Annotated in this window: 18 protein-coding genes and 1 other RNA gene; 7 read left to right on the plus strand and 12 right to left on the minus strand. The window is 60.0% G+C overall.

What is annotated here, in order from left to right:
• The first annotated feature begins 27 nt into the window (after positions 1-27).
• Positions 28-597 carry a hypothetical protein gene (locus LMH93_RS08035; protein ID WP_230064978.1) on the plus strand — a complete coding sequence of 190 codons (570 nt, stop codon included), beginning with the start codon at positions 28-30 and terminating at the stop codon, positions 595-597.
• A gap of 605 nt (positions 598-1,202) precedes the next feature.
• Here LMH93_RS08035 and LMH93_RS08040 read toward each other — a convergent pair.
• Both LMH93_RS08040 and LMH93_RS08045 read right to left on the minus strand, forming a co-directional pair.
• A complete protein-coding gene (locus LMH93_RS08040) occupies positions 1,203-2,633 on the minus strand; it encodes a hypothetical protein (protein WP_230064979.1) in 1,431 nt (476 codons plus the stop codon).
• A 478-nt stretch (positions 2,634-3,111) separates the two neighbouring features.
• Positions 3,112-4,407 (minus strand): site-specific integrase, encoded by a 1,296-nt coding sequence (locus LMH93_RS08045; protein ID WP_230064980.1) that lies wholly within the window; start codon positions 4,405-4,407, stop codon positions 3,112-3,114.
• 152 nt (positions 4,408-4,559) lie between these two features.
• Here LMH93_RS08045 and ffs point away from each other — a divergent pair.
• Positions 4,560-4,645: signal recognition particle sRNA small type (gene ffs / locus LMH93_RS08050), an RNA gene on the plus strand.
• Positions 4,646-4,680: 35 nt separating this feature from the next.
• Here ffs and LMH93_RS08055 read toward each other — a convergent pair.
• Positions 4,681-5,100 (minus strand): helix-turn-helix domain-containing protein, encoded by a 420-nt coding sequence (locus LMH93_RS08055; protein WP_003254311.1) that lies wholly within the window; start codon positions 5,098-5,100, stop codon positions 4,681-4,683.
• A gap of 83 nt (positions 5,101-5,183) precedes the next feature.
• On the opposite strand from LMH93_RS08055, the gene LMH93_RS08060 reads away from it, so the two are divergent.
• Positions 5,184-5,672 carry a DUF2938 domain-containing protein gene (locus LMH93_RS08060; protein ID WP_004577058.1) on the plus strand — a complete coding sequence of 163 codons (489 nt, stop codon included), beginning with the start codon at positions 5,184-5,186 and terminating at the stop codon, positions 5,670-5,672.
• 357 nt (positions 5,673-6,029) lie between these two features.
• Positions 6,030-6,305 (plus strand): hypothetical protein, encoded by a 276-nt coding sequence (locus LMH93_RS08065; RefSeq protein ID WP_033725979.1) that lies wholly within the window; start codon positions 6,030-6,032, stop codon positions 6,303-6,305.
• A gap of 177 nt (positions 6,306-6,482) precedes the next feature.
• Here LMH93_RS08065 and LMH93_RS08070 read toward each other — a convergent pair whose 3' ends face one another.
• Complete coding sequence (locus LMH93_RS08070; protein WP_230064981.1) at positions 6,483-7,250, minus strand: substrate-binding periplasmic protein; 768 nt, start codon at positions 7,248-7,250, stop codon at positions 6,483-6,485.
• Positions 7,251-7,371: 121 nt separating this feature from the next.
• Here LMH93_RS08070 and dnaX point away from each other — a divergent pair, with 121 nt between their 5' ends.
• The 3 genes from dnaX (at position 7,372) to recR (ending at position 10,744) form a co-directional block, all read left to right on the plus strand.
• The gene (dnaX, locus tag LMH93_RS08075; RefSeq protein WP_064614933.1) at positions 7,372-9,447 is read left to right on the plus strand and encodes a DNA polymerase III subunit gamma/tau; all 2,076 of its coding nucleotides are present in this window, start codon (positions 7,372-7,374) and stop codon (positions 9,445-9,447) included.
• A 63-nt stretch (positions 9,448-9,510) separates the two neighbouring features.
• Complete coding sequence (locus LMH93_RS08080) at positions 9,511-9,846, plus strand: YbaB/EbfC family nucleoid-associated protein (RefSeq protein ID WP_003254305.1); 336 nt, start codon at positions 9,511-9,513, stop codon at positions 9,844-9,846.
• 295 nt (positions 9,847-10,141) lie between these two features.
• The gene (gene recR / locus LMH93_RS08085; RefSeq protein ID WP_003254304.1) at positions 10,142-10,744 is read left to right on the plus strand and encodes a recombination mediator RecR; all 603 of its coding nucleotides are present in this window, start codon (positions 10,142-10,144) and stop codon (positions 10,742-10,744) included.
• 118 nt (positions 10,745-10,862) lie between these two features.
• Here recR and LMH93_RS08090 read toward each other — a convergent pair whose 3' ends face one another.
• The 8 genes from LMH93_RS08090 to ccoG all read right to left on the minus strand — a co-directional run bounded on the left by LMH93_RS08090 (position 10,863) and on the right by ccoG (position 19,330).
• Positions 10,863-11,411, minus strand: a complete 549-nt coding sequence (locus LMH93_RS08090) for an adenine phosphoribosyltransferase (protein WP_009683910.1) — start codon at positions 11,409-11,411, stop codon at positions 10,863-10,865.
• A 55-nt stretch (positions 11,412-11,466) separates the two neighbouring features.
• Positions 11,467-12,201 (minus strand): Crp/Fnr family transcriptional regulator FnrA, encoded by a 735-nt coding sequence (fnrA, locus tag LMH93_RS08095; RefSeq protein WP_003254301.1) that lies wholly within the window; start codon positions 12,199-12,201, stop codon positions 11,467-11,469.
• 186 nt (positions 12,202-12,387) lie between these two features.
• Positions 12,388-13,770, minus strand: a complete 1,383-nt coding sequence (hemN, locus tag LMH93_RS08100; RefSeq protein WP_230064982.1) for an oxygen-independent coproporphyrinogen III oxidase — start codon at positions 13,768-13,770, stop codon at positions 12,388-12,390.
• Positions 13,771-13,875: 105 nt separating this feature from the next.
• Positions 13,876-14,559 (minus strand): sulfite exporter TauE/SafE family protein, encoded by a 684-nt coding sequence (locus tag LMH93_RS08105; RefSeq protein WP_230064983.1) that lies wholly within the window; start codon positions 14,557-14,559, stop codon positions 13,876-13,878.
• Positions 14,552-14,767: a cbb3-type cytochrome oxidase assembly protein CcoS gene (ccoS, locus tag LMH93_RS08110; protein ID WP_010955011.1), complete on the minus strand. Its 216-nt coding sequence runs from the start codon at positions 14,765-14,767 to the stop codon at positions 14,552-14,554. Before ccoS ends, LMH93_RS08105 begins: the two co-directional genes overlap by 8 nt.
• Positions 14,746-17,220, minus strand: a complete 2,475-nt coding sequence (locus LMH93_RS08115; protein ID WP_087535591.1) for a heavy metal translocating P-type ATPase — start codon at positions 17,218-17,220, stop codon at positions 14,746-14,748. The genes ccoS and LMH93_RS08115 overlap by 22 nt, the downstream gene beginning before the upstream one ends.
• 151 nt (positions 17,221-17,371) lie before the next feature.
• On the minus strand, positions 17,372-17,899 hold the full coding sequence (locus LMH93_RS08120) for a FixH family protein (RefSeq protein WP_003254292.1): 528 nt from the start codon (positions 17,897-17,899) through the stop codon (positions 17,372-17,374).
• 15 nt (positions 17,900-17,914) lie between these two features.
• On the minus strand, positions 17,915-19,330 hold the full coding sequence (gene ccoG / locus LMH93_RS08125) for a cytochrome c oxidase accessory protein CcoG (protein ID WP_004577070.1): 1,416 nt from the start codon (positions 19,328-19,330) through the stop codon (positions 17,915-17,917).
• Positions 19,331-19,503 lie beyond the last annotated feature (173 nt).

Genomic DNA, 19,503 nt, shown 5'->3' on the forward strand with positions numbered 1-19,503 from the left:
CCTTCGACAATACACAGGAAGTAAACGATGAGAGTGACGTTCCAAAGCGTGTTTGTGGTTGGTGCACTGCTGCTGTCAGGTTGTGATGATTCAACCTCCAAGGCGCGTATTGCGTTGGAGGCGCAGATGACTGACCCCCAGTCCGCTCAATACCGGAACGAGCAGGTGAAGCCATGGGGTGTTGTATGCGGTGAGGCAAACGTAAAAAACTACGCTGGCGGTTACATTGGATTTACTCCGTATATTGCGTTTCCAATGGATGGGGATGATTGGGAGGCGGTGGTTATGGATGATAAGAATTTTTATTACGTTAGTCCCCTATGTGCAAAGTCACCGATTGAGTTGTACAGGGCAGAAGTCTTGCCAGAGTCGGAGAAGGGGTGGTATGTCATGCTGCTGCCATCACCAGATGACCATGGCGTCCTGAACCTCGAGGATGTAACTAAGCTGAATAAGCTAGGCTACAAGGTCATAGTTTCGAAGGCAGGTAAGGGATACCTGGGTCCGTTCAAGGATAAGAAGTCTACTCAAGTTGTAGGTTACTCAATGGCAGTGGTGGCTGGTATAAGTTGGTTTTCCTCCCAGTGGATGTTCTAGTAGAGGATGCAGTGTAAAGTCTAAATTGAATGGTAGGGGTGGTTGGGGCACGTCCGCCCACCCTGATTGAGTTGCAACGTACCGTTGCGGGTACACATTAAGTATTAAATTAACTTTGTGTTGGAGGGTGTGGGGCAGGAGCCAAAGCCCCACCATCTTTCTGGATTGCAAATCTGAGTATGTTAATTGTGACGCAGTGCGTCACGGATCAATTTGTTCAAGTGGGTTAATCTTGAGGTGGAGGAGGGGGTATCACCCTCCTTCCCCTGCTTAATGTAACGTTATGCGATGTGCCTGCGGCACAGGTTAACTTCGTCGTGACGTGCGTCACGGTTAATACGTTAAATTGATTTTATTTTAAGGTGAGGGAGGGGTGCTGCCCTCCGTCTCCTGCTAGATATAAAGTTGTTCAACGTGCCTTCGGCACGGGTTTGTTTTATTTTGGCATGCGTGTTACATATAGTTAAATAAAGCTCGTAAGTTTCAAGGGTGAAGGGGGCACCCTCCATGCTCTGTATGACCATGTGCTGAGATGGGGGCTATAAAAATTGGATCGTGCTTGGGGTGTAACCTTTCCTAAGAAGTCTTTTAGGATATGTTACAGGTCACGCTGCTTTAAGGGCGGTTTTTATTAGAGCAATTTTTGCCCTGGAAACACCAGTTGCTTTGTTGATTGCTACGGCGCTTTCATTTAGTTCTAGACGCCTCTGAACCTCTGTTTCTTTTTTCTTGCAGAGTGTTCTCCCGTCACTTTGCATGGGTATCGAGTCTGCTAGGGACCATTCAACAGTGGCTCCTGGAAAGTAAGTGGACTTAAAGTATTCTGCAACTCGGTAATCAGGGACGTAAAAGGTGATCTCATCGGTGTTGCTCGGAATGCGTACAGCTGAGCGAGCCGCTGCTTGTAAAGCTGGCTCCAGCAGTCTGGTAGTGATAAATGCACTTTCGAACTCAATTCCGTATTTGGTTTCCAGGTATGCTATTCCTTTGCTGTCCGATGGGCTTGGATTGCCTCCGAACATGATGATTGCTTCTGTGGCATGTGTATACTGGTTCAGGCCTCTGCAATCTTTGGGCAGGTAGCAGACATCGGGTGTGTGTTCTAGTTTGGCCCATTTATTTGCTAAGAGTAACGGGGTGGACTTGACGTGTTTCATGATTAGTTTGAGTGCAATGTTTATTTTCGTCTCATCATTGTGGGGGTAAAGCATTTTGGCTTTGCTGAAAATTTCTCCCTTACGCATAATGGGGTAGATTTTAATCCTGCATTTGTAGGGCAAATGGTCGGGTGTGAGGGGTGAATCTGCAAATTCAAAGTTATTGGCCTTGGCAAGCACATGGAACTCAGTCTTCAATACATTGGCGGCAAGAATGTGACTCTCTCTAGCTGATGTGAAAATACTCCACCAGGACTTAATTTCCTCCACTGCCCGTACATGTCGCTTTTTATTGTGCTGCATCTCATCAATGAAAACTTCAACACCCATTAGTAACAGGCGGAATACTTGTGCTCCTGAGTTTCCAAGTGTCGAGCAGTCTGTGCCATTAGCGTCTGACCTGTTTGTTGCTAATTGCTTTTCCACCTTCTCCTTCTCGCCCTCTTTGATAAATAATCGTCCGCCTTTTTCGTAAAGGTAATCAAATAGGCGTTTAAGCTCTAAAGGGTCCAAGGGGTAGTCGTGGTACTCGACGACCTTTGGAAGTTCGTCAACGATAACCGTCCAGCAAGCTAGTAACTTTGGGTTCGCCTTTTTTAATGATTCTTGTGTGCATATGATAAGGTAATCGTTCTTTTCCCATAGTGCCTGCTCTAGGCAATCAACTACGCGAGTATCGCAACCATGGTAAATGGCTTGGTATGACAGCCCGGCGTTAGATGCTCGAAATGCTACTTCCTTGATTAAAGCGATGGTAGGTAGTGCGAGGACTAGCAGCTTTCCATCTAGGGTTAGTTTGGGGATGTTGTCGAGAAGTTTTTGCGTTTTGCCTGAGCCTGGTGCTGCGATAGCGGTGTAAATGATTTTTTTTACTTGCATATTGTATGGGTGCGTGTGATTTCGTGTGGTTCTGTAATCTGTTTTACGTGTTCTTTAGGTGAGGTCTTTCCGCAATGCCTGGTGGGCATGGGGTGAATAATGAATCTAAGTGTGGGGCGGGACTTAAGTGCGGTAGTCCTGTTGGCGCTGATGATACGGGTTTGGTTTTGGGCGTCAACAAGAATCTAATGGTGTAGTTGCGGCCTGAATGTGAACATGTAAAGTTATTACTTTGGTCTGGCTTTAATGTTTATATTGGTTTTCTGACGGCTGATTAGCTGCATTGGTTGTGTCATGTGATTAGATTTCTGGTGTTGTCATGGGGTGGTTTATCTCTGTCTGGTTGGGACCGGCAGCGCCGCTGTGGGCAGCCAGAAAAGCCGACGTTCTTGGTATCGGCGCCAGCGGTTTCCCATCATTTACCTAGCGGGATTCGCAGCTAGGAAGCCGCCACCGCTATGTCATACGCCAGTGAGCGTTACAAGCTGATATGCGACAACGCTTCCAGCATCGCCCTGATGGGGTTACGGCTCCCATAGACGCTGAACGTCACCGCTGCATCTTCGTGTCCAGCGATACGTTTGATTAGAGAATCCTGCACCCCGGCATCCCGTAGGTCATCGATAAGGGTATGGCGGAAGCTGTGGAACGTCTTGCGACCATCGGTGACGCCCTGTTTGGTCTTGTAACGACCAAACCACTTTGATGGGGCATGGCCCAGCTTGCCTCGAACGGCTTCCAGTTCAGGAAACACCCGATCAGCACCGGTAGCCTTGACCGATTCAATGTGCTGGAGCAGGCCCATATCTAGCAGGCTAGGGTGTAAAGGAATCACGCGACGACTGCTGGCGTTTTTGAGGTTTTGGCCCGCACCGTTGTCATCAATGCGGATGCACTGGATTCCCTGTTGTTCGATAAAGTCATCGACACGCAATTGGCAGAGTTCTTCCAATCGCGCCCCCGTGGCTCTCCCCAGCAACGGAAGCCAGTAGCGCCAAGGATTCTTGCGGGCTTCTTTTCGCAATGCCTCATGATCCAGTAGGGCTACCAGGTCGTGGCGGTCAAATGACAGGCGTGCTTCCTTTGCCGATCCCGTCATGACCTTCATGCCAGCCAGAGGGTTGTCAGTAACGTACCCGTTCGCTTTGCACCAGTTCACAAAGGCGGTGAGCTTGCGTAGTCGGTTGTTCACCGTGACGGCGGTGATGGTCTTGTAACTGCTACCCGATTCGACCACTTCTCGCAGAGTCTTCCCCTTGAACTCGGGGCGTAGCCCGAAGTATTGGGGGCACTGGCTCAGCCGCTCTTTTAGTAGGCGAGCTTGTTGTGGATCGAAGGCTGCCGCAGGCATGTCACCCATCAGCTCGAACAGGTCGGCTAGTGCACGTTCCACATCGTCGATACTGCCTTGCCGCCATGTACCACCGCGTTTGCCTTCCTCTATATAAAGCTTGGAAAGGGTTGCCAGGGTAGGACCGCTACTTGCTGGCTTCGCTGTGGGCGCCACAGCTTGCTTTGATGCAGTGCAGGGTAATGGCCTGGGGGATGAGTCGCGCCATTGCACGCAAAGCACACGCAGCGTTTCAGGAGGCGTTAGGGGGTGCTCGTTCAAGTGGCTGCTCACTCGCTGAGCCAGTGAGGTTGCAAGGTACAAAGCTGCCTGCCGCTCTCGCACTCGCAGGGAAATACGCAGGGTGTGCCGGTTGGGGAATAGGTGCTTTGGCAGTCGAAGGTTGAGGTAGTAAACGGACTGGCGGCGGACGATGTAGGCCATGAGGGAACACCAGAGTGGACCAGTAAAGTGGACCAATTGAGTGGAACAATTCTGGTCACACCCCGAGTCTTGAGCGAGCGTACTTGGTGTTTGCATGGGTAGATGGCGATCTACCTCATCAGCCTGAAACCCTTGCCCCATAAGGCTCGCATTGATTCCCGAGCATGCTTGCATGCGTACCTGGTCAGGCCCGGAAGGGAGCAGCCATAGCGGGAACATCGAGTGCCGGGGTGTGGCTGGTGGGGCCGCCTCCATTTCTGGGGTCGGAAAACCTCAATCTGTAACGAACGTCTTCGTTCTTTTCTGCTTTTCGCCCAATGCTCCTGCCGCCGACAGCTTCATCAGCTGCTGGAATTTCGGGCATGTCAGATGATCTTTCTCAGGGCATTGCGCGGCATGCCGCAACCCCTTGCTCATCGCCTGCAAGCGCTTGATCCGCGCATCCAGCTCGTCCGCCTTTGCTATCAGCATCTGCCTGTCGACCTGCAGGTCCACCAGCATCGCCCCCACTTCATCCAGCGAAAACCCCGCAGCCTGCCCCAGGGCGATCAGCGCCAGCCTGTCCGCCACATCGGCTGCAAACTGTCGACGCTGACCGTGCCCGGCAAGCGACTTGAGCAAGCCTTTCTTCTCGTAGTAACGCAGTGTCGATGCAGGTACGCCTGTGCGTTTGGCGACGTCGGCAATGTCCATTTCGGGCCCTTGACTTGAAGTTGACTTCAACTTCTATGCTGCGCGGCATGGGTAATGACCGTCAACTTTCGAGGGCTTGTTCAATGACGTTTACTGCGATGTTTTTAGCTGCATTGCCGATTGGCATAGGTGCCACTGTAGTGATGGACCTGTGGGGGCTGCTGCTGAGGCGGTTGGGTGTGGCAACGCTGAACTTTGCCATGGTCGGGCGTTGGGCGGGGCACTTGCTAGGTGGGCGTGTTTCGCACCAAGCGATTGCCAAAGCGGAACCGGTGCGAAATGAGTTGGCGTGGGGATGGGTGATTCACTACGCCACCGGCGTGCTTTTCGCGATGCTGCTGCTTGTGATCGTAGGGGAGGGCTGGTTGCGGTCGCCTACTCTTTTACCTGCAGTAGTTGTGGGTGTGGGTACAGTCGTGGCGCCGTTTTGCCTCATGCAGCCGGCGATGGGGGCAGGGTTCTTTGCGTCCAGAACGCCGACACCTGCGCGGAACTGTCTGAAGAGCCTGGCCACGCATTTTGTGTTTGGTGTGGGGTTGTTCTTGAGTGCGTATTTACGGGCTTTGGTGTGAAGACAGGGAGCCCGATAACAGTAAGCACATGATCAGAGTGCCCACTTTAAGATAGGTCTGATAACAGTCTAGGAAAGCCCCTACACGTCAGGCAGGCATAGCGAATTATCCTACGTGTTCCGTCGACTCCCGTCTGATTGTCCCGGTCAACCTCGCCCACTAGGCTTTCGCGGTCGCTGTCAGTTCAGCGATCGGGTGTGGAAGCCTGGGTGGTTTGGCGGCTGTCGATATGACGGTTGTGCGTGGGAGGCCTTCGGGCCTGCCGGGTTTGCCATACCCCTGGTCTTCCACCCCGCGTACAACTGTCACCTTAAGTGTGGAAGCGAAAGGGTGCTCTCAGCCCGGTATGGTGAACTCATGAAAAAACGGGTCCCCGATCCGCCCCACGTCTTCGATCTTCCCCAAGGCAAATCCCTTTCCCGCGCGATCAGCGAAGGCATCGTCCCGATGGAGTTCGCGTTGATGAATGTTTCCCACTACCTGATGTTCGCATACAGCGATAGCCGGCGGGCGCTTGAGCGTATTCAGGACGAAGAAACCAGGCAGTTGTTGGAGCATGGTTTGCGGGCCATGCAGATTGCCTGGGGGCAGGCGGATGCTGTGGCATTGGCGTTTGAGCGGAGAAGCCATTGATTCCGGCCTTGGAGCAAGTAGAGATTGCAGGGATAGCGAATAACCCTGTGGGAGCGGATTCACCCGCGAAGCAGGCGACGCGGTGGATGGCACCGGCTTTTAGAAATTGAGCAAGACAGTTGCTCCCACAAGGGGCGCGCAAGCTTTGCGAGGGTTTGCCTTCCATCAGGCTACTGGCTAGGGCTGGGTCAGCGACATAGAGCCGGAGTCGCTCACCCTTCCATACCGCTGCAAAATCCGCTCGATCTCCCCCGACTGCTTCATCCTTACCAACGCCCGCAACAGCCCTTGTGTCGGTATCGCCGGATCGTTGCGCACCATGCACCCCAAATCCTGTTCGTCCAGCACTGCCAGCGCTTGCAATTGCTGCTCCGCTGGCAACCCTTGGTTGAACCACTGCAACGACAACTGATTGCTCACCGCATGGCGATACCAGCCTGCCTGCAGCTTTTGCAGCACCAGCAACTGGCTGCGGCTGTCCTCACGGTGCAGCTGGCCGTGGTCCAGCAGCGGTTGCAGGGTTGAATAGGTGTAGCCAAGCACCGTGCCGATCGCCTGGGGTGGCAGTTGCTCCGGGGATATCGGGTTGCTGTCGCCGGCGCGGCCGACCAGTACGTCACGCTGATGAATCAGCGGGATACTCCACACAAAATCCCTTGGGCGGTCGTTGAGCCATTGGGTACTGACGTAGCAACGGACATCAATGTCGCCGCTGCTCATGGCCTCCTCCAGGCGCAGGCGGGCCATGACATGGAACTCGGGGCGAGCGCCCACTTGCCTGGCAACGGCTTGCATCAGGTCGTAAAGCAATCCCTCCACTGGCTGATCGCCTTCGATGCGTACCAGCGGCATGCTCCAGCTCTCGGCGACGGAAAAGCGCAGCACCGGCTGGTCAGCCAGGCTGTTTGTAGACCACAGCAGTAACAGGGCCAGCAGTCTTCGCAAAGGCAATCCTCCCTGGACAATGCGCCATTCCAAGCTTAGACGAGTTGCGCAGGGTGCAATTTTGCCCCCGCTCCGCTAGCATTAGCGATCTTCCGCTCGATCAGGCTACGATGGTTTTTCGATGAGTTATCAGGTTCTTGCACGAAAATGGCGTCCGCGCTCGTTCCGCGAAATGGTCGGCCAGACCCATGTGCTCAAGGCCTTGATCAATGCCTTGGACAACCAGCGCCTGCACCATGCCTACCTGTTCACCGGTACCCGCGGCGTGGGCAAGACCACCATCGCCCGTATTATCGCCAAGTGCCTGAACTGTGAAACCGGCATCACCTCCACGCCCTGTGGCACCTGTTCGGTGTGCCGGGAAATCGACGAAGGCCGTTTTGTCGACCTGATCGAGATTGACGCCGCCAGCCGTACCAAGGTCGAGGACACCCGCGAACTGCTCGATAACGTGCAGTACGCCCCTAGCCGTGGGCGCTTCAAGGTCTACCTGATCGACGAAGTGCACATGCTCTCGACCCACTCGTTCAACGCCTTGCTCAAGACGCTGGAAGAGCCACCGCCCTACGTCAAGTTCATCCTCGCCACCACCGACCCGCAGAAGCTGCCGGCCACTATCCTGTCGCGCTGCCTGCAGTTCTCGTTGAAGAACATGAGCCCGGAGCGGGTGGTGGAGCACCTCAGCCACGTACTGGCCGCCGAGAACGTGCCGTTCGAGGAAGATGCCCTGTGGCTGCTGGGCCGTGCGGCCGATGGTTCCATGCGTGATGCCATGAGCCTGACCGACCAGGCCATCGCCTTTGGTGAAGGCAAGGTACTGGCTGCCGATGTACGTGCCATGTTGGGTAGCCTCGACCATGGCCAGGTGTATGGGGTCTTGCAGGCACTGCTCGAAGGCGATGCCAGGGCTTTGCTGGAGGCCGTGCGTAACCTGGCCGAGCAAGGGCCGGACTGGTCGGGCGTTCTGGCCGAAATGCTCAATGTGCTGCACCGTGTAGCCATTGCCCAGGCGCTGCCCGAAGCGGTAGACAACGGCCAGGGTGATCGCGAGCGGGTATTGGCGCTGGCTTCGGCGCTGCCGGCCGAGGATGTGCAGTTCTATTATCAGATGGGCCTGATAGGCCGCCGTGACCTGCCCCTTGCGCCGGACCCGCGCGGTGGCTTCGAGATGGTGCTGCTGCGCATGCTGGCGTTCCGCCCGGCAGACACGGACGATGCACCGAAGCCGGTGCTAAAGCCAACGGGGATCAGCCAGGCCACAGCTGATCCTGCAGGGCAGGTGGCAGCCGCGGCGCCGGTCGCGCTTTCATCGCCTGTCGCGGCTGTGCCGGCGGAGCCTGTAGCGCAAGCCCCGCAGCTGGAGGTGCCTGCACCCGCGACGGCTGATCATGAGCCGGAGGCCGAGGCAGATGTTGAGCTGAAGGCCGAAGCCGAGGCCATCTCCGTACCTGAGCCTGTTGCCGAAGTGGTCGACTTGCCGTGGGAAGAGCCTGCCGTTGCGCCCGCGCCGTTAGCGGCTGAACTCGCGCCCGAACCGGCACCCGAGCCCGAGCCTGTTGCCCCGGTGGCGCCCCCACAGGCCACCCCGGCACACGACGAGCCGCCTTTCGACCCGTCTGCCTACGCTGCCGTGGGGATGGAGCGCGACGATGAGCCGCCGCTTGACGAAGACTACTACGGTGGCGAAAGCGACCCGGCAGGCTTCAGCTACCTGGACGAGCTGGCCGAGCATGTTCAGGAAGATGTGTCCAAACCGGCGGCCGAACCGTTGCCGGCAGCCAAACCAGCCACCGGTCTGGCCCTGCAATGGCTGGAATTATTCCCACAGTTGCCTGTGTCCGGGATGACAGGCAACATCGCGGCAAACTGTACGTTGATTGCCGCCGATGGCGACGACTGGTTGCTGCATCTGGACCCGGGCCAGGGTGCGTTGTTCAACGCCACCCAGCAGCGGCGCCTGAACGAAGCGCTCAACCAGCACTTGGGGCGCACGCTGAACCTGCGCATCGAGCTGATCCTGCCCGAGCAGGAAACCCCGGCTCAGGCCGCAGCGCGCAAGCGTGCCGAGCGTCAGCAGGACGCCGTCGCGTCGATCGAGCAGGATCCGTTGATCCAGCAGATGATCAAGTTGTTCGGCGCCAAGGTGCGGCAGGATACTATTGAGCCTGTAGAAGCCCTGGTCAGTCAGGGCCAGTAACGGATAACCATGCGGCTGGCCCGGTGCCGGGCCGCATCACATGACCCAATCGAGGTATACCCCATGATGAAAGGTGGCATGGCCGGCCTGATGAAGCAGGCCCAGCAGATGCAGGAAAAAATGCAGAAGATGCAGGAAGAACTGGCCAACGCCGAAGTCACCGGTCAGTCCGGTGGCGGTCTGGTGAGCGTGGTGATGACCGGTCGTCATGACGTCAAGCGCGTCAGCATCGACCAGAGTCTGATGTCGACTGATGAAGATGACAAGGAAGTACTGGAAGACCTCATTGCCGCTGCGCTGAACGACGCCGTGCGCAAGGTTGAGCAAAGCAGCCAGGAAAAGATGGGCGGCATGACCGCCGGCATGCAGCTGCCGCCAGGCTTCAAGATGCCGTTCTAAGGCATTGAGGTACTCAAAAACGCCGCTGATATCAGCGGCGTTTTTTTTTGCGTAGATTTCACCCGGCTGCGGTCTGCTCTTTATGTGGGGGCGGCCTTGTGTCGCGAAAGGGGCGCGAAGCGGCCCCCGGATTCCAGCTTTGCAGCATAGAGTGCCGGGGCTGCTTCGCAGCCCTTTCGCGACACAAGGCCGCTCCCACAAAAAAGCAGACCTTGCAGGCTTTGGGCGAGGTGATTTGACGCCACCGCCCCCGCTGGGTATAAACCGCCTCTTATTGAATTGTCAGGCCTTTCCCATGAGCTTCAGCCCCCTCATCCGCCAACTGATCGACGGCCTGCGCATCTTGCCAGGCGTTGGCCAGAAAACCGCCCAGCGCATGGCCCTGCAACTGCTCGAGCGCGACCGCAGTGGCGGGCTGCGCCTGGCTCAGGCCTTGACCCAGGCCATGGAAGGGGTAGGGCATTGCCGCCAGTGTCGCACCCTCACCGAGCAGGAGCTGTGCCCGCAGTGCGCCGACCCGCGCCGTGACGACACCCAGTTGTGCGTGGTCGAGGGGCCGACCGATGTGTATGCGGTGGAGCAGACGGGCTACCGTGGCCGTTACTTCGTGCTCAAGGGGCACCTGTCGCCGCTGGATGGCCTGGGGCCTGAGGCGATCGGTATTCCGCAGCTGATGGCGCGGATCGAAGAGCAGGGCACCTTTACCGAGGTGATCCTGGCGACCAACCCGACGGTGGAGGGGGAGGCGACGGCGCATTACATTGCCCAGTTGCTGAGCGAGAAAGGCTTGGTGGCGTCTCGGATTGCCCATGGTGTGCCGCTGGGCGGTGAGCTGGAGATGGTGGACGGTGGTACCTTGGCCCATGCCTTTGCAGGGCGCCGGCCCATTTCGCTCTGATTCATTGGGGCCGCTTGGCGGCCCATTCGCGGGTAAACCCGCGCCTACAAAAAATGCGCGGCCTTTGTAGGAGCGGGTTTACCCGCGAATGGGCTGCAAAGCAGCCCCAAAAGCCCACTCAGTACTCGCTGAGGGAAAACTCGGTCAGGCAGAAGGTAGGCACCCCGGCCGCCTGCAACCGACGCGACCCGTCCAGTTCCGGCAGGTCGATGATCGCTGCCGCCTCGAACACCTGCGCCCCAGTACGACGCACCAGGTTGGCCGCCGCCAGCAGCGTACCGCCAGTAGCAATCAGGTCATCGAAGATCAGCACCGAGTCGCCTTCACACAGGCTGTCGGCATGCACTTCCAGGAAGGCCTCGCCGTACTCGGTCTGGTAACCCTCGCTCAACACGTCGGCCGGCAGCTTGCCCTGCTTGCGGAACAGGATCAGCGGCTTGTTCAGCTGGTGGGCGATGATCGAGCCGATCAGGAAACCCCGCGCGTCCATGGCGCCGATGTGGCTGAATTCAGCCTCGACATAGCGCTCGATGAACTGGTCGGCCACATAGCGCAGCCCGCGTGGCGACTGGAACAACGGGGTAATGTCGCGGAAGATCACACCCGGTTTGGGGAAGTCCACTACCGGGCGGATCAGGGCTTTGAGGTCGAAGGCGTCGCTGTGCATTGTTGCGGGTATCCTGGGAAAACGAATGCCCAAGTATACCCGCTAAAGACCAGCGTCAGGCCTCGATTGCACCACCGGCCAGCGCGCACAGCTGGATCGGGTCGAGGATGTGCACTTCCTTGCCCTCGGCGCGCAGCAGGCCGTTCTGCTGGAAGCGGGTGAACACCCGCGACACGGTTTCTACCGCCAGGCCAAGGTAATTGCCGATTTCGTTGCGCGACATGCTCAGGCGGAACTGATTGGCCGAATAGCCGCGGGCGCGGAAGCGCGCCGACAGGTTGACCAGGAAAGTGGCAATGCGCTCGTCCGCGGTCTTTTTCGACAGCAGCAGCATCATTTGCTGGTCGTCGCGGATTTCACGGCTCATTACCCGCATCAGCTGGCGGCGTAGCTGTGGCAGTTGTACCGACAGCTCGTCCAGCCGCTCGAAGGGGATTTCACACACCGAAGTGGTTTCCTGGGCCTGGGCCGATACCGGGTAGGCTTCGGTATCCATGCCTGACAGGCCGACCAGTTCGCTGGGCAGGTGGAAGCCTGTGATCTGCTCTTCGCCGCTGTCGCTGAGGCTGAAGGTTTTCAGGGCCCCGGACCGTACTGCGTAGACCGAGCCAAAACTGTCACCCTGGCGGAACAGAAACTCGCCTTTCTTGAGCGGCCGCCCGCGTTTGACGATTTCATCCAGTGCGTCCATGTCTTCCAGGTTCAGCGAAAGAGGCAGGCACAGGGGGGCCAGGCTGCAATCCTTGCAATGGGCCTGGTTGTGTGGGCGCAGTTTGACTGGCTCGGACATTTGAATCGATCCTTGTGGGAAAGCACACATAAGTCGTAAGGGTAACTCACGACACAGGGTGTAGGCCAGTGTGCGCGGTGATGGTGCGCGCTGGCGAAACCCCGGCAGGTGGCCTGCCGGGAGTCCTTGTGTGCTCATAGTGTGCCTGACAAGGAAGCTTGTCCATGCGGTTGAACGCCTTGTTTTTCAGATCACTCGCGAGAAGCGCTGGCGGTTGTGCATCGCCAGATAGGCGTCGAACACCATGCATACCGAGCGCGCCAGCAGCCGGCCGGCGGGCAGGATGCGAATGCCCTTGTCGTCCAGGCTGATCAGGCCGTCGCGCTGCAAGGTCAGCAGCTCGGGCCAGAGGTCGTTGAAGTAACCGCGAAAATCCAGAGTGAAAGCCTGTTCGATGGGTTCGAAATCCAGCTCGAAATGGCAGATCAGTTGCTGGATCACTGCCCGGCGTATGCGGTCGTCGTGGTTGCACAGCAAGCCGCGCTGGGTGGCCAGCTGGGCGTTGGACAGGCTGTCCTGGTAGGTGTTGAGGTCACTGCTGTTCTGGCAGTACAGGTCGCCGATCTGGCTGATCGCCGACACGCCCAGGCCAATCAGGTCGCAGTGCCCGTGGGTGGTGTAGCCCTGGAAGTTGCGCTGCAAGGTGCCTTCTTCCTGGGCAATGGCCAGTTCGTCGTCGGGCAGGGCGAAGTGGTCCATGCCGATGTAGCGGTAACCGGCGGCGGTCAGTTGGTCGATGGTGGCGTGCAGCATCTCCAGCTTGGCGGCCGCGCTGGGCAGATCGTTGCTGTCAATGCGCCGTTGCGGCATGAAGCGTTCGGGAAGGTGAGCGTAGTTGAACACCGACAGGCGGTCGGGCTGCAGGCGGATCACCTCTTCGACGGTGCGGGCAAAGCCTTCCGGGATTTGCTTGGGCAGGCCGTAGATCAAGTCGAGGTTGACCGAGCGAAACTGCAGCGTGCGCGCAGCCTCGATCAAGGTGCGGGTCTGTTCCAGGCTCTGCAGGCGGTTGATCGCGCGCTGCACGGCCGGGTCGAGGTCCTGTACACCCAGGCTGACGCGGTTGAAGCCCAGTTCGCGAAGCAGGCCCATGGTCGACCAGTCGGCTTCGCGAGGGTCGATCTCGATGCCGTAGTCGCCGGAATCGTCGTCCAGCAGGTGGAAGTGCTGGCGCAGGGTGGCCATCAGCTGGCGCAGTTCCACATGGCTGAGGAAGGTCGGTGTGCCGCCGCCAAAATGCAGCTGTTCAACACGTTGTTTAGGGTCCAGGTGGCAGGCGATCAGCTGGATTTCCTGCTCCAGGCGCTGCAGGTAGGGCGCAGCGCGCGCACGGTCTTTGGTGATGACCTTGTTGCAGGCGCAGTAGTAGCAGATGTTGGCGCAGAACGGCACATGCACGTACAGCGACAGCGGGCGCACGGCCCGTCGGCTCTCGCGCAGGGCGTTGAGCAGGTCGAACGAACCCACCTCACTGTGCAGTTGCACGGCGGTTGGGTAAGAGGTGTAGCGTGGCCCGGCGAGATCGTAGCGGCGGATCAGGTCGGTATCCCAACGGAGGTCGTCGAGCATGAGGGTAGTCCCCGGAAAGAGCAGCAGTGCACCGGAGTCTATGGCCGTCTGTAGGAAACTGTGTTGATTTGTATCAAGGGCATTGGGGCTGCTTTGCAGCCCCCGTCAATGCCCCATCAGCCAGTGCTGGTGTGGGCCCGGCAGGGTCCAGACACCGAATAGCATCACCAGCACACCGCCCGCCACGCGCACGCTGCGTCGCCGCAACAGGGCGTTTACCCGTTCGGCAGCCAGCCCGGTTGCCAGCAACACCGGCCAGGTGCCCACCCCGAACGCGAGCATCAATACCGCGCTGTACCCGGCGTTGCCCTGGCTGGCGGCCCACAGCAGGGTGCTGTACACCAAACCGCACGGCAGCCAGCCCCACAAGGCGCCCAGCAGCAGCGCCCGGGGCAGGCTGGACACCGGCAGCAAGCGCGACGCCATCGGCTGGATATGCCGCCACAACCCGCGGCCCAGCGCCTCGATACGGGTCAGCCCGCTCCACCAGCCGGCCAGGTACAGGCCCATGGCAATCAGCAGCAGCGCTGCAGCCACCCGCAGCGCCAGCGCTGCCGGGCTGCTGGCCACGGCCCAGCCGGCCAGGCCCAGCAACAGGCCGGCGCAGGCATAGCTGAAAATGCGCCCCAGGTTGTACGCCAGCAACAGGCGCAGACGCTTGCCGCGTTGTTCGGGGGGGATGGCCAAGGTCAGTGCGCCCATCAGGCCACCGCACATGCCCAGGCAGTGACCGCCCCCTAGCAGGCCAAGGACCAGTGCCGAGCCCAGCAGCGGAAGCAGGTCAGGCACGGGGTGGTGGTTCCTTGTCGGTGTCGGCTGCGGCATCGTCAGGCTTCACTGCCGCCTGGTGGCGCGGGTCCTGATCGTCGAACAGGATGCTGTGGGCGGGGCCTTCAAGGTCATCGTACTGACCGCTGTCTACCGCCCAGAAGAAGATGTACACGGCCACGCCGACCAGCAGCAGCGCTGCCGGGATCATGACATAGAGGGCGGGCATGGCGACTTCCTCCCGGGTAAAGGGGCTTCGTGGGGCAGCGGGCCCGAGGCCACGGGCATCCGGGTCAGGCGCAGGGCATTGAGCACCACGATCAGCGAGCTGACCGACATGCCGATGGCGGCCCACACCGGCGTGATCCAGCCGAGCGCGGCGAACGGCAACATCAGGCCATTATACAGGGTCGCCCACAGCAGGTTCTCGAGGATGTTGCGGCGGGTGCGGCGGGCCAGCTCGAACGCCTGCACCAGCGCTTGCAGGCGGTTGGACAGCAAGACGGCGTCGGCACTGGTCTTGGCCAGGTCGGTGGCGCTGCCCATGGCGATGCTGATATCGGCGGCGGCCAGTACCGGTACATCGTTGACCCCGTCGCCGAGCATCAGCACCTTGCGCCCGTCAGCCTGCAGGGCTTTCAGGCGGTCCAGTTTGTCATCCGGGCGCAGGCCGCCTATGGCCTGCTCGATACCCAGCTGCGCGGCCACTTCGGCAACCATCGGCGAGCTGTCGCCCGACAGCAGCAGGGTGTGCCAGCCCCGCGCCTTGCAGGCAGCGAGCAGGGCCGGGGCATCGTCGCGCAGGCGGTCATCCAGGCCGAACCAGGCCATGGGGCCCTGGCGGTCGCCCAGCAGCAGCCACTGGCCGCGAGGCTCGGGCACAGCGGGGATTTCCGCACCACTCAAGGCGCAGACGAAGGTAGCCTGACCAATGCGCAGGCGCTGGCCGTCGACCAGCCCCTCCAGGCCCAGGCCGGGTACGCTCTGTACGTCATCGGCAGGCGTGGCGGTACGACCAAAGGCGCGAGCGATGGGGTGTTCGGAGCGGTTTTCCAGCGCCGCGGCCAGGGCCAGGCAGCGGTCGGCGGCCTGGCTGCCGAGCGGGCGGATGCTGCGCAAGGTCAGGCGGCCTTCGGTCAGTGTGCCGGTCTTGTCGAAAATCACCGTGTCGATGTGGTTCAGGCCTTCCAGCACGTGGCCGCGGGTGACCAGCAGGCCAAGCTTGTGCAGGGTTCCGGTGGCGGCGGTCAGTGCGGTTGGCGTAGCCAAAGACAGGGCACAAGGGCAGGTGGCCACGAGCATGGCCAGCACGATCCAGAACGCCCGTGCCGGATCCAGGTGCCACCACCACAGGCCGATGGCTACCGAGGCCAGTAGCGAGAACAGCAGGAACCACTGCGAGGCGCGATCGGCGATTTCCGCCAGGCGCGGTTTTTCAGTCTGGGCGCGTTCCAGCAGGCGGACGATGGCCGACAAGCGTGAGTCATGGCCGAGGGCTTCCACTTCCACATTCAGCGCGCTTTCGACGTTCAGCGTACCGCCAGTGACCCGCTCACCCACCCGGCGTGGTTGCGGCAGATACTCGCCGGTCAGCAGCGATTCGTCGACGCTGGAGCGGCCCTCGACGATGCGCCCGTCGGCAGGAATGACCGCGCCGGGCAGCACCTGCACGGTGTCGCCGCACTGTAACTCGCTGAGCAGGATGCGTTCGCTGCGCCCGATGGCGTCCAGGCGCAGGCATGAGGCGGGCAGCAGGTTGACCAGCTGCGCAGTGGCCGCCGCTGTGCGCTCGCGGGCGCGGCGCTCCAGGTAGCGGCCGGTCAGCAGGAACAGGGCGAACATGCCCACCGTGTCGAAATAAAGCTCGCCGCTGCCAGTGATGGCTGTCCAGATGCCGGCGCCGAACGCCAGGCCAATGGCCAGCGACACCGAAACGTCCATGGTCAGGTGGCGCGTTCGCAAGTCGCGCGCCGCGCCCTTGAAGAAGGGCGCGCAGCTGTAGAACACGATGGGAATGGTCAGGAACAGCGCCACCCAGCGCAGGATCGTGTGCAACTCGGGTGTCAGGTCGATGTTGAATTCCGGCCAAGTGGCCATGGTCGCCATCATCGCCTGGAACCACAGCAGCCCGGCCACGCCCAGGCGGCGTAGGGCGCTGCGGTTTTCCCGGGCCAATTGCTCGGCGGCCTGGTCAGGCTGGTAGGGGTGGGCGGCGTAGCCGATCTGGCGAAGTTCGGCGAGCAAGCGTGACAGCGGCAGCTGCTTGTCGTCCCAGTTCAGCGCCAGGCGGTGGTTGGACAGGTTCAACCGGGCTTCGGCGACACCGGGCAGGTTGCGCAAGTGCTTTTCGATCAGCCAGCCGCAGGCGGCGCAGCTGATGCCCTCGACAAGCAAGGTGGTTTCGGCCAGCTCGCCCTGGTGGCGGACGAAGGTTTGCTGCACGTCGCTGCGGTCGTATAGGGCCAGTTCGTCCTGCAGTTGCTTGGGCAGGGCTTCGGGGTTGGCGCTGTTGTCGCTGCGGTGCTGGTAGTAATGTTCCAGGCCACCCGCGACGATCGACTCAGCCACCGCCTGGCAACCGGGGCAGCAGAACTGCCGCGGCTGGCCGAGGACCACGGCGGTGAAGCGGCTGCCGGCCGGGACGGGCAGGGCGCAGTGGTAGCAGGGGGTGGGCTGGGTCATTTTGGAACAGTCTTATGTCGTGAGATCGCCGGGGCTGCTTCGCCGCCCTTTCGCGACGCAAGGCCGCTCCCACAGAAGCATGCGTTCTCCTGTGGGAGCGGCCTTGCGTCGCGAAAGGGGCGCAAAGCGCCCCCATTCATACCAGGAATCATTACTGGTGTTCGGCGCCTTGAAGGGCTTCGTCACCCAACTGCAAGGTCACACCATGCGCCACTTTTTCCTCTTCGAACAGGCGCCACACCTGGCCCCCTTCGCTGCCCAGCAGTTCCACAAAGCGCCGCCCGTCGACCTTGTCCTCCAGTTGTCCCACATAGCGCCCTGCTTCGACACGGCTCAGCAGCACCTTGCGGTCCTTCTCTGGCTGGGTCGGCGAAATCAGGTTCAGCTCCAGGTTTTGCGGGCCACTGCTACCGGTCAGGCGCAGGTCCACTTCGCCGGTCAGTTCGTCCAGATGCACGCTGGCTTTCAGGCCCAGCTGCTGCGCCAGCAGCTCGCGGTCCAGCGAGCGGTTGATGCCCTTGCCGGCCTCGTAGTAGTTGTCATTCACCAGGTTGTCCGGGTTGTGCACGGCGATGCTGACCATGGTCAGGCTCAGGCACACCGAGGTGGTGAGAATGCCGATGATGATCCAGGGCCAGAGGTGCTTGTACCAGGGGCTGGCGGCGGTGGCGGCAGGCATTGTGCGTTATCTCTCTTAGCGGATCTGTGGGCCGATGAAACGGCTCTTGGCTTCAACCTGGGCGTCGCTGTCGTCGGCGCTCTTGAGGATGAAGGTGATTTCGTTGGTGGTCGATGGCAGCTTCTCGGGGGCAACCGACAGCTGCACGGGAAGGCTGACGATGTCACCGGCGGCCACGCGGATCTCGCGCTGGCCTTCGAGCTTGAGGTCTGGCAGGCCGGCGGCGTCCAGCACGTAGACGTGATCGCGCTGATCCTTGTTCATTACCTTCAGGCTGTACACGTTCTCGATCCGGCCCTGGGCGTTTTCGCGGTACAGCACGCGGTCTTTGCTGACGTCGAAACCGACCAGCGAACGGGTGGCGAAGGCCGTCGCCAGCCCGATCATCATCACCAGCAGTACCACGGCATAGCCGATCAGACGCGGGCGCAGCAGGTGGGTCTTCTGCCCGGACAGGTTGTGCTCGGTGGTGTAGCTGATCAGCCCTTTGGGGTAGTTCATCTTGTCCATGATGCTGTCGCAGGCGTCGATGCAGGCTGCGCAGCCGATGCACTCGATTTGCAGGCCGTCACGGATGTCGATGCCGGTCGGGCAGACCTGCACGCACATGGTGCAGTCGATGCAGTCACCCAGGCCCTGGGCTTTGTAGTCGGTATCTTTCTTGCGCGGGCCGCGGGTTTCGCCACGGCGCGGGTCGTAGGACACGATCAGTGTGTCCTTGTCGAACATCACACTCTGGAAACGTGCATACGGGCACATGTACACACACACCTGTTCGCGCAGCCAGCCGGCGTTGCCGTAGGTGGCGAGGGTGAAGAAACCGACCCAGAAGTAGGCCCAGCCATCGGCCTGGCCCGTGAAGAATTCGACCACCAGCTCACGGATCGGCGAAAAGTAGCCGACAAAGGTCATGCCGGTGACAAAGCCGATCAGCAGCCACAGGCTGTGCTTGGTGAATTTGCGCAGGAACTTGTTGCCGCTCATGGGGGCTTTGTCGAGCTTCATGCGCTGGTTGCGGTCACCCTCGGTGACCTTTTCGCACCACATGAAAATCCAGGTCCACACGCTTTGCGGGCAGGTGTAGCCACACCACACCCGGCCGGCGAACACAGTGATGAAGAACAGGCCGAAGGCGGCGACGATGAGAATGCCCGAGAGCAGGATGAAGTCTTGCGGCCAGATGGTGGCGCCGAAGATGTAGAACTTGCGTTCGGGCAGGTTCCACCACACGGCCTGGTGCCCTCCCCAGTTCAGCCACACGGTGCCGAAGTACAGCAGGAACAGTGCGGCACCCCCAACCATGCGTAGGCGACGGAACAGGCCGGTGAAGGCGCGGGTGTAGATCTTTTCCCGGGAAGCGTAGAGGTCGACGGAATCCTTCCCTTTGCTGGCAGGCGGGGTGACATCATGTACCGGAATTTGCTTGCTCATCATCAAGTCCCACGGCAGTGGAGAAACGCCGCGGCCTGTGCGTGCGGGCCGCAGTCTCGCGCAATCTGCTAGCGCTCTGCGGTCCATGATACGCCGCTGAGGGCGGTACGGGATCGCACTGCGACCTTTAGTCGCGTTGGGTTCGTGGTATGAAACGTGTTATGGCGGGTGTC

Source organism: Pseudomonas sp. CIP-10 (assembly GCF_020911845.1).
In the GTDB taxonomy this organism is placed as follows: domain Bacteria; phylum Pseudomonadota; class Gammaproteobacteria; order Pseudomonadales; family Pseudomonadaceae; genus Aquipseudomonas; species Aquipseudomonas alloputida.

Excerpts from the sequence above, each read along its gene's own strand:
- ccoS (WP_010955011.1), bottom strand. The coding sequence starts at position 14,767 with ATGCCCGCCCTCTATGTCATGATCCCGGCAGCGCTGCTGCTGGTCGGC.
- LMH93_RS08080 (WP_003254305.1), top strand. The coding sequence starts at position 9,511 with ATGATGAAAGGTGGCATGGCCGGCCTGATGAAGCAGGCCCAGCAGATG.
- LMH93_RS08115 (WP_087535591.1), bottom strand. The coding sequence starts at position 17,220 with ATGACCCAGCCCACCCCCTGCTACCACTGCGCCCTGCCCGTCCCGGCC.
- LMH93_RS08055 (WP_003254311.1), bottom strand. The coding sequence starts at position 5,100 with ATGGACATTGCCGACGTCGCCAAACGCACAGGCGTACCTGCATCGACA.
- LMH93_RS08060 (WP_004577058.1), top strand. The coding sequence starts at position 5,184 with ATGACGTTTACTGCGATGTTTTTAGCTGCATTGCCGATTGGCATAGGT.
- LMH93_RS08065 (WP_033725979.1), top strand. The coding sequence starts at position 6,030 with ATGAAAAAACGGGTCCCCGATCCGCCCCACGTCTTCGATCTTCCCCAA.
- LMH93_RS08035 (WP_230064978.1), top strand. The coding sequence starts at position 28 with ATGAGAGTGACGTTCCAAAGCGTGTTTGTGGTTGGTGCACTGCTGCTG.
- LMH93_RS08040 (WP_230064979.1), bottom strand. The coding sequence starts at position 2,633 with ATGCAAGTAAAAAAAATCATTTACACCGCTATCGCAGCACCAGGCTCA.
- LMH93_RS08090 (WP_009683910.1), bottom strand. The coding sequence starts at position 11,411 with ATGCACAGCGACGCCTTCGACCTCAAAGCCCTGATCCGCCCGGTAGTG.
- ccoG (WP_004577070.1), bottom strand. The coding sequence starts at position 19,330 with ATGAGCAAGCAAATTCCGGTACATGATGTCACCCCGCCTGCCAGCAAA.
- dnaX (WP_064614933.1), top strand. The coding sequence starts at position 7,372 with ATGAGTTATCAGGTTCTTGCACGAAAATGGCGTCCGCGCTCGTTCCGC.
- LMH93_RS08120 (WP_003254292.1), bottom strand. The coding sequence starts at position 17,899 with ATGCCTGCCGCCACCGCCGCCAGCCCCTGGTACAAGCACCTCTGGCCC.
- fnrA (WP_003254301.1), bottom strand. The coding sequence starts at position 12,201 with ATGTCCGAGCCAGTCAAACTGCGCCCACACAACCAGGCCCATTGCAAG.
- hemN (WP_230064982.1), bottom strand. The coding sequence starts at position 13,770 with ATGCTCGACGACCTCCGTTGGGATACCGACCTGATCCGCCGCTACGAT.
- LMH93_RS08045 (WP_230064980.1), bottom strand. The coding sequence starts at position 4,407 with ATGGCCTACATCGTCCGCCGCCAGTCCGTTTACTACCTCAACCTTCGA.
- recR (WP_003254304.1), top strand. The coding sequence starts at position 10,142 with ATGAGCTTCAGCCCCCTCATCCGCCAACTGATCGACGGCCTGCGCATC.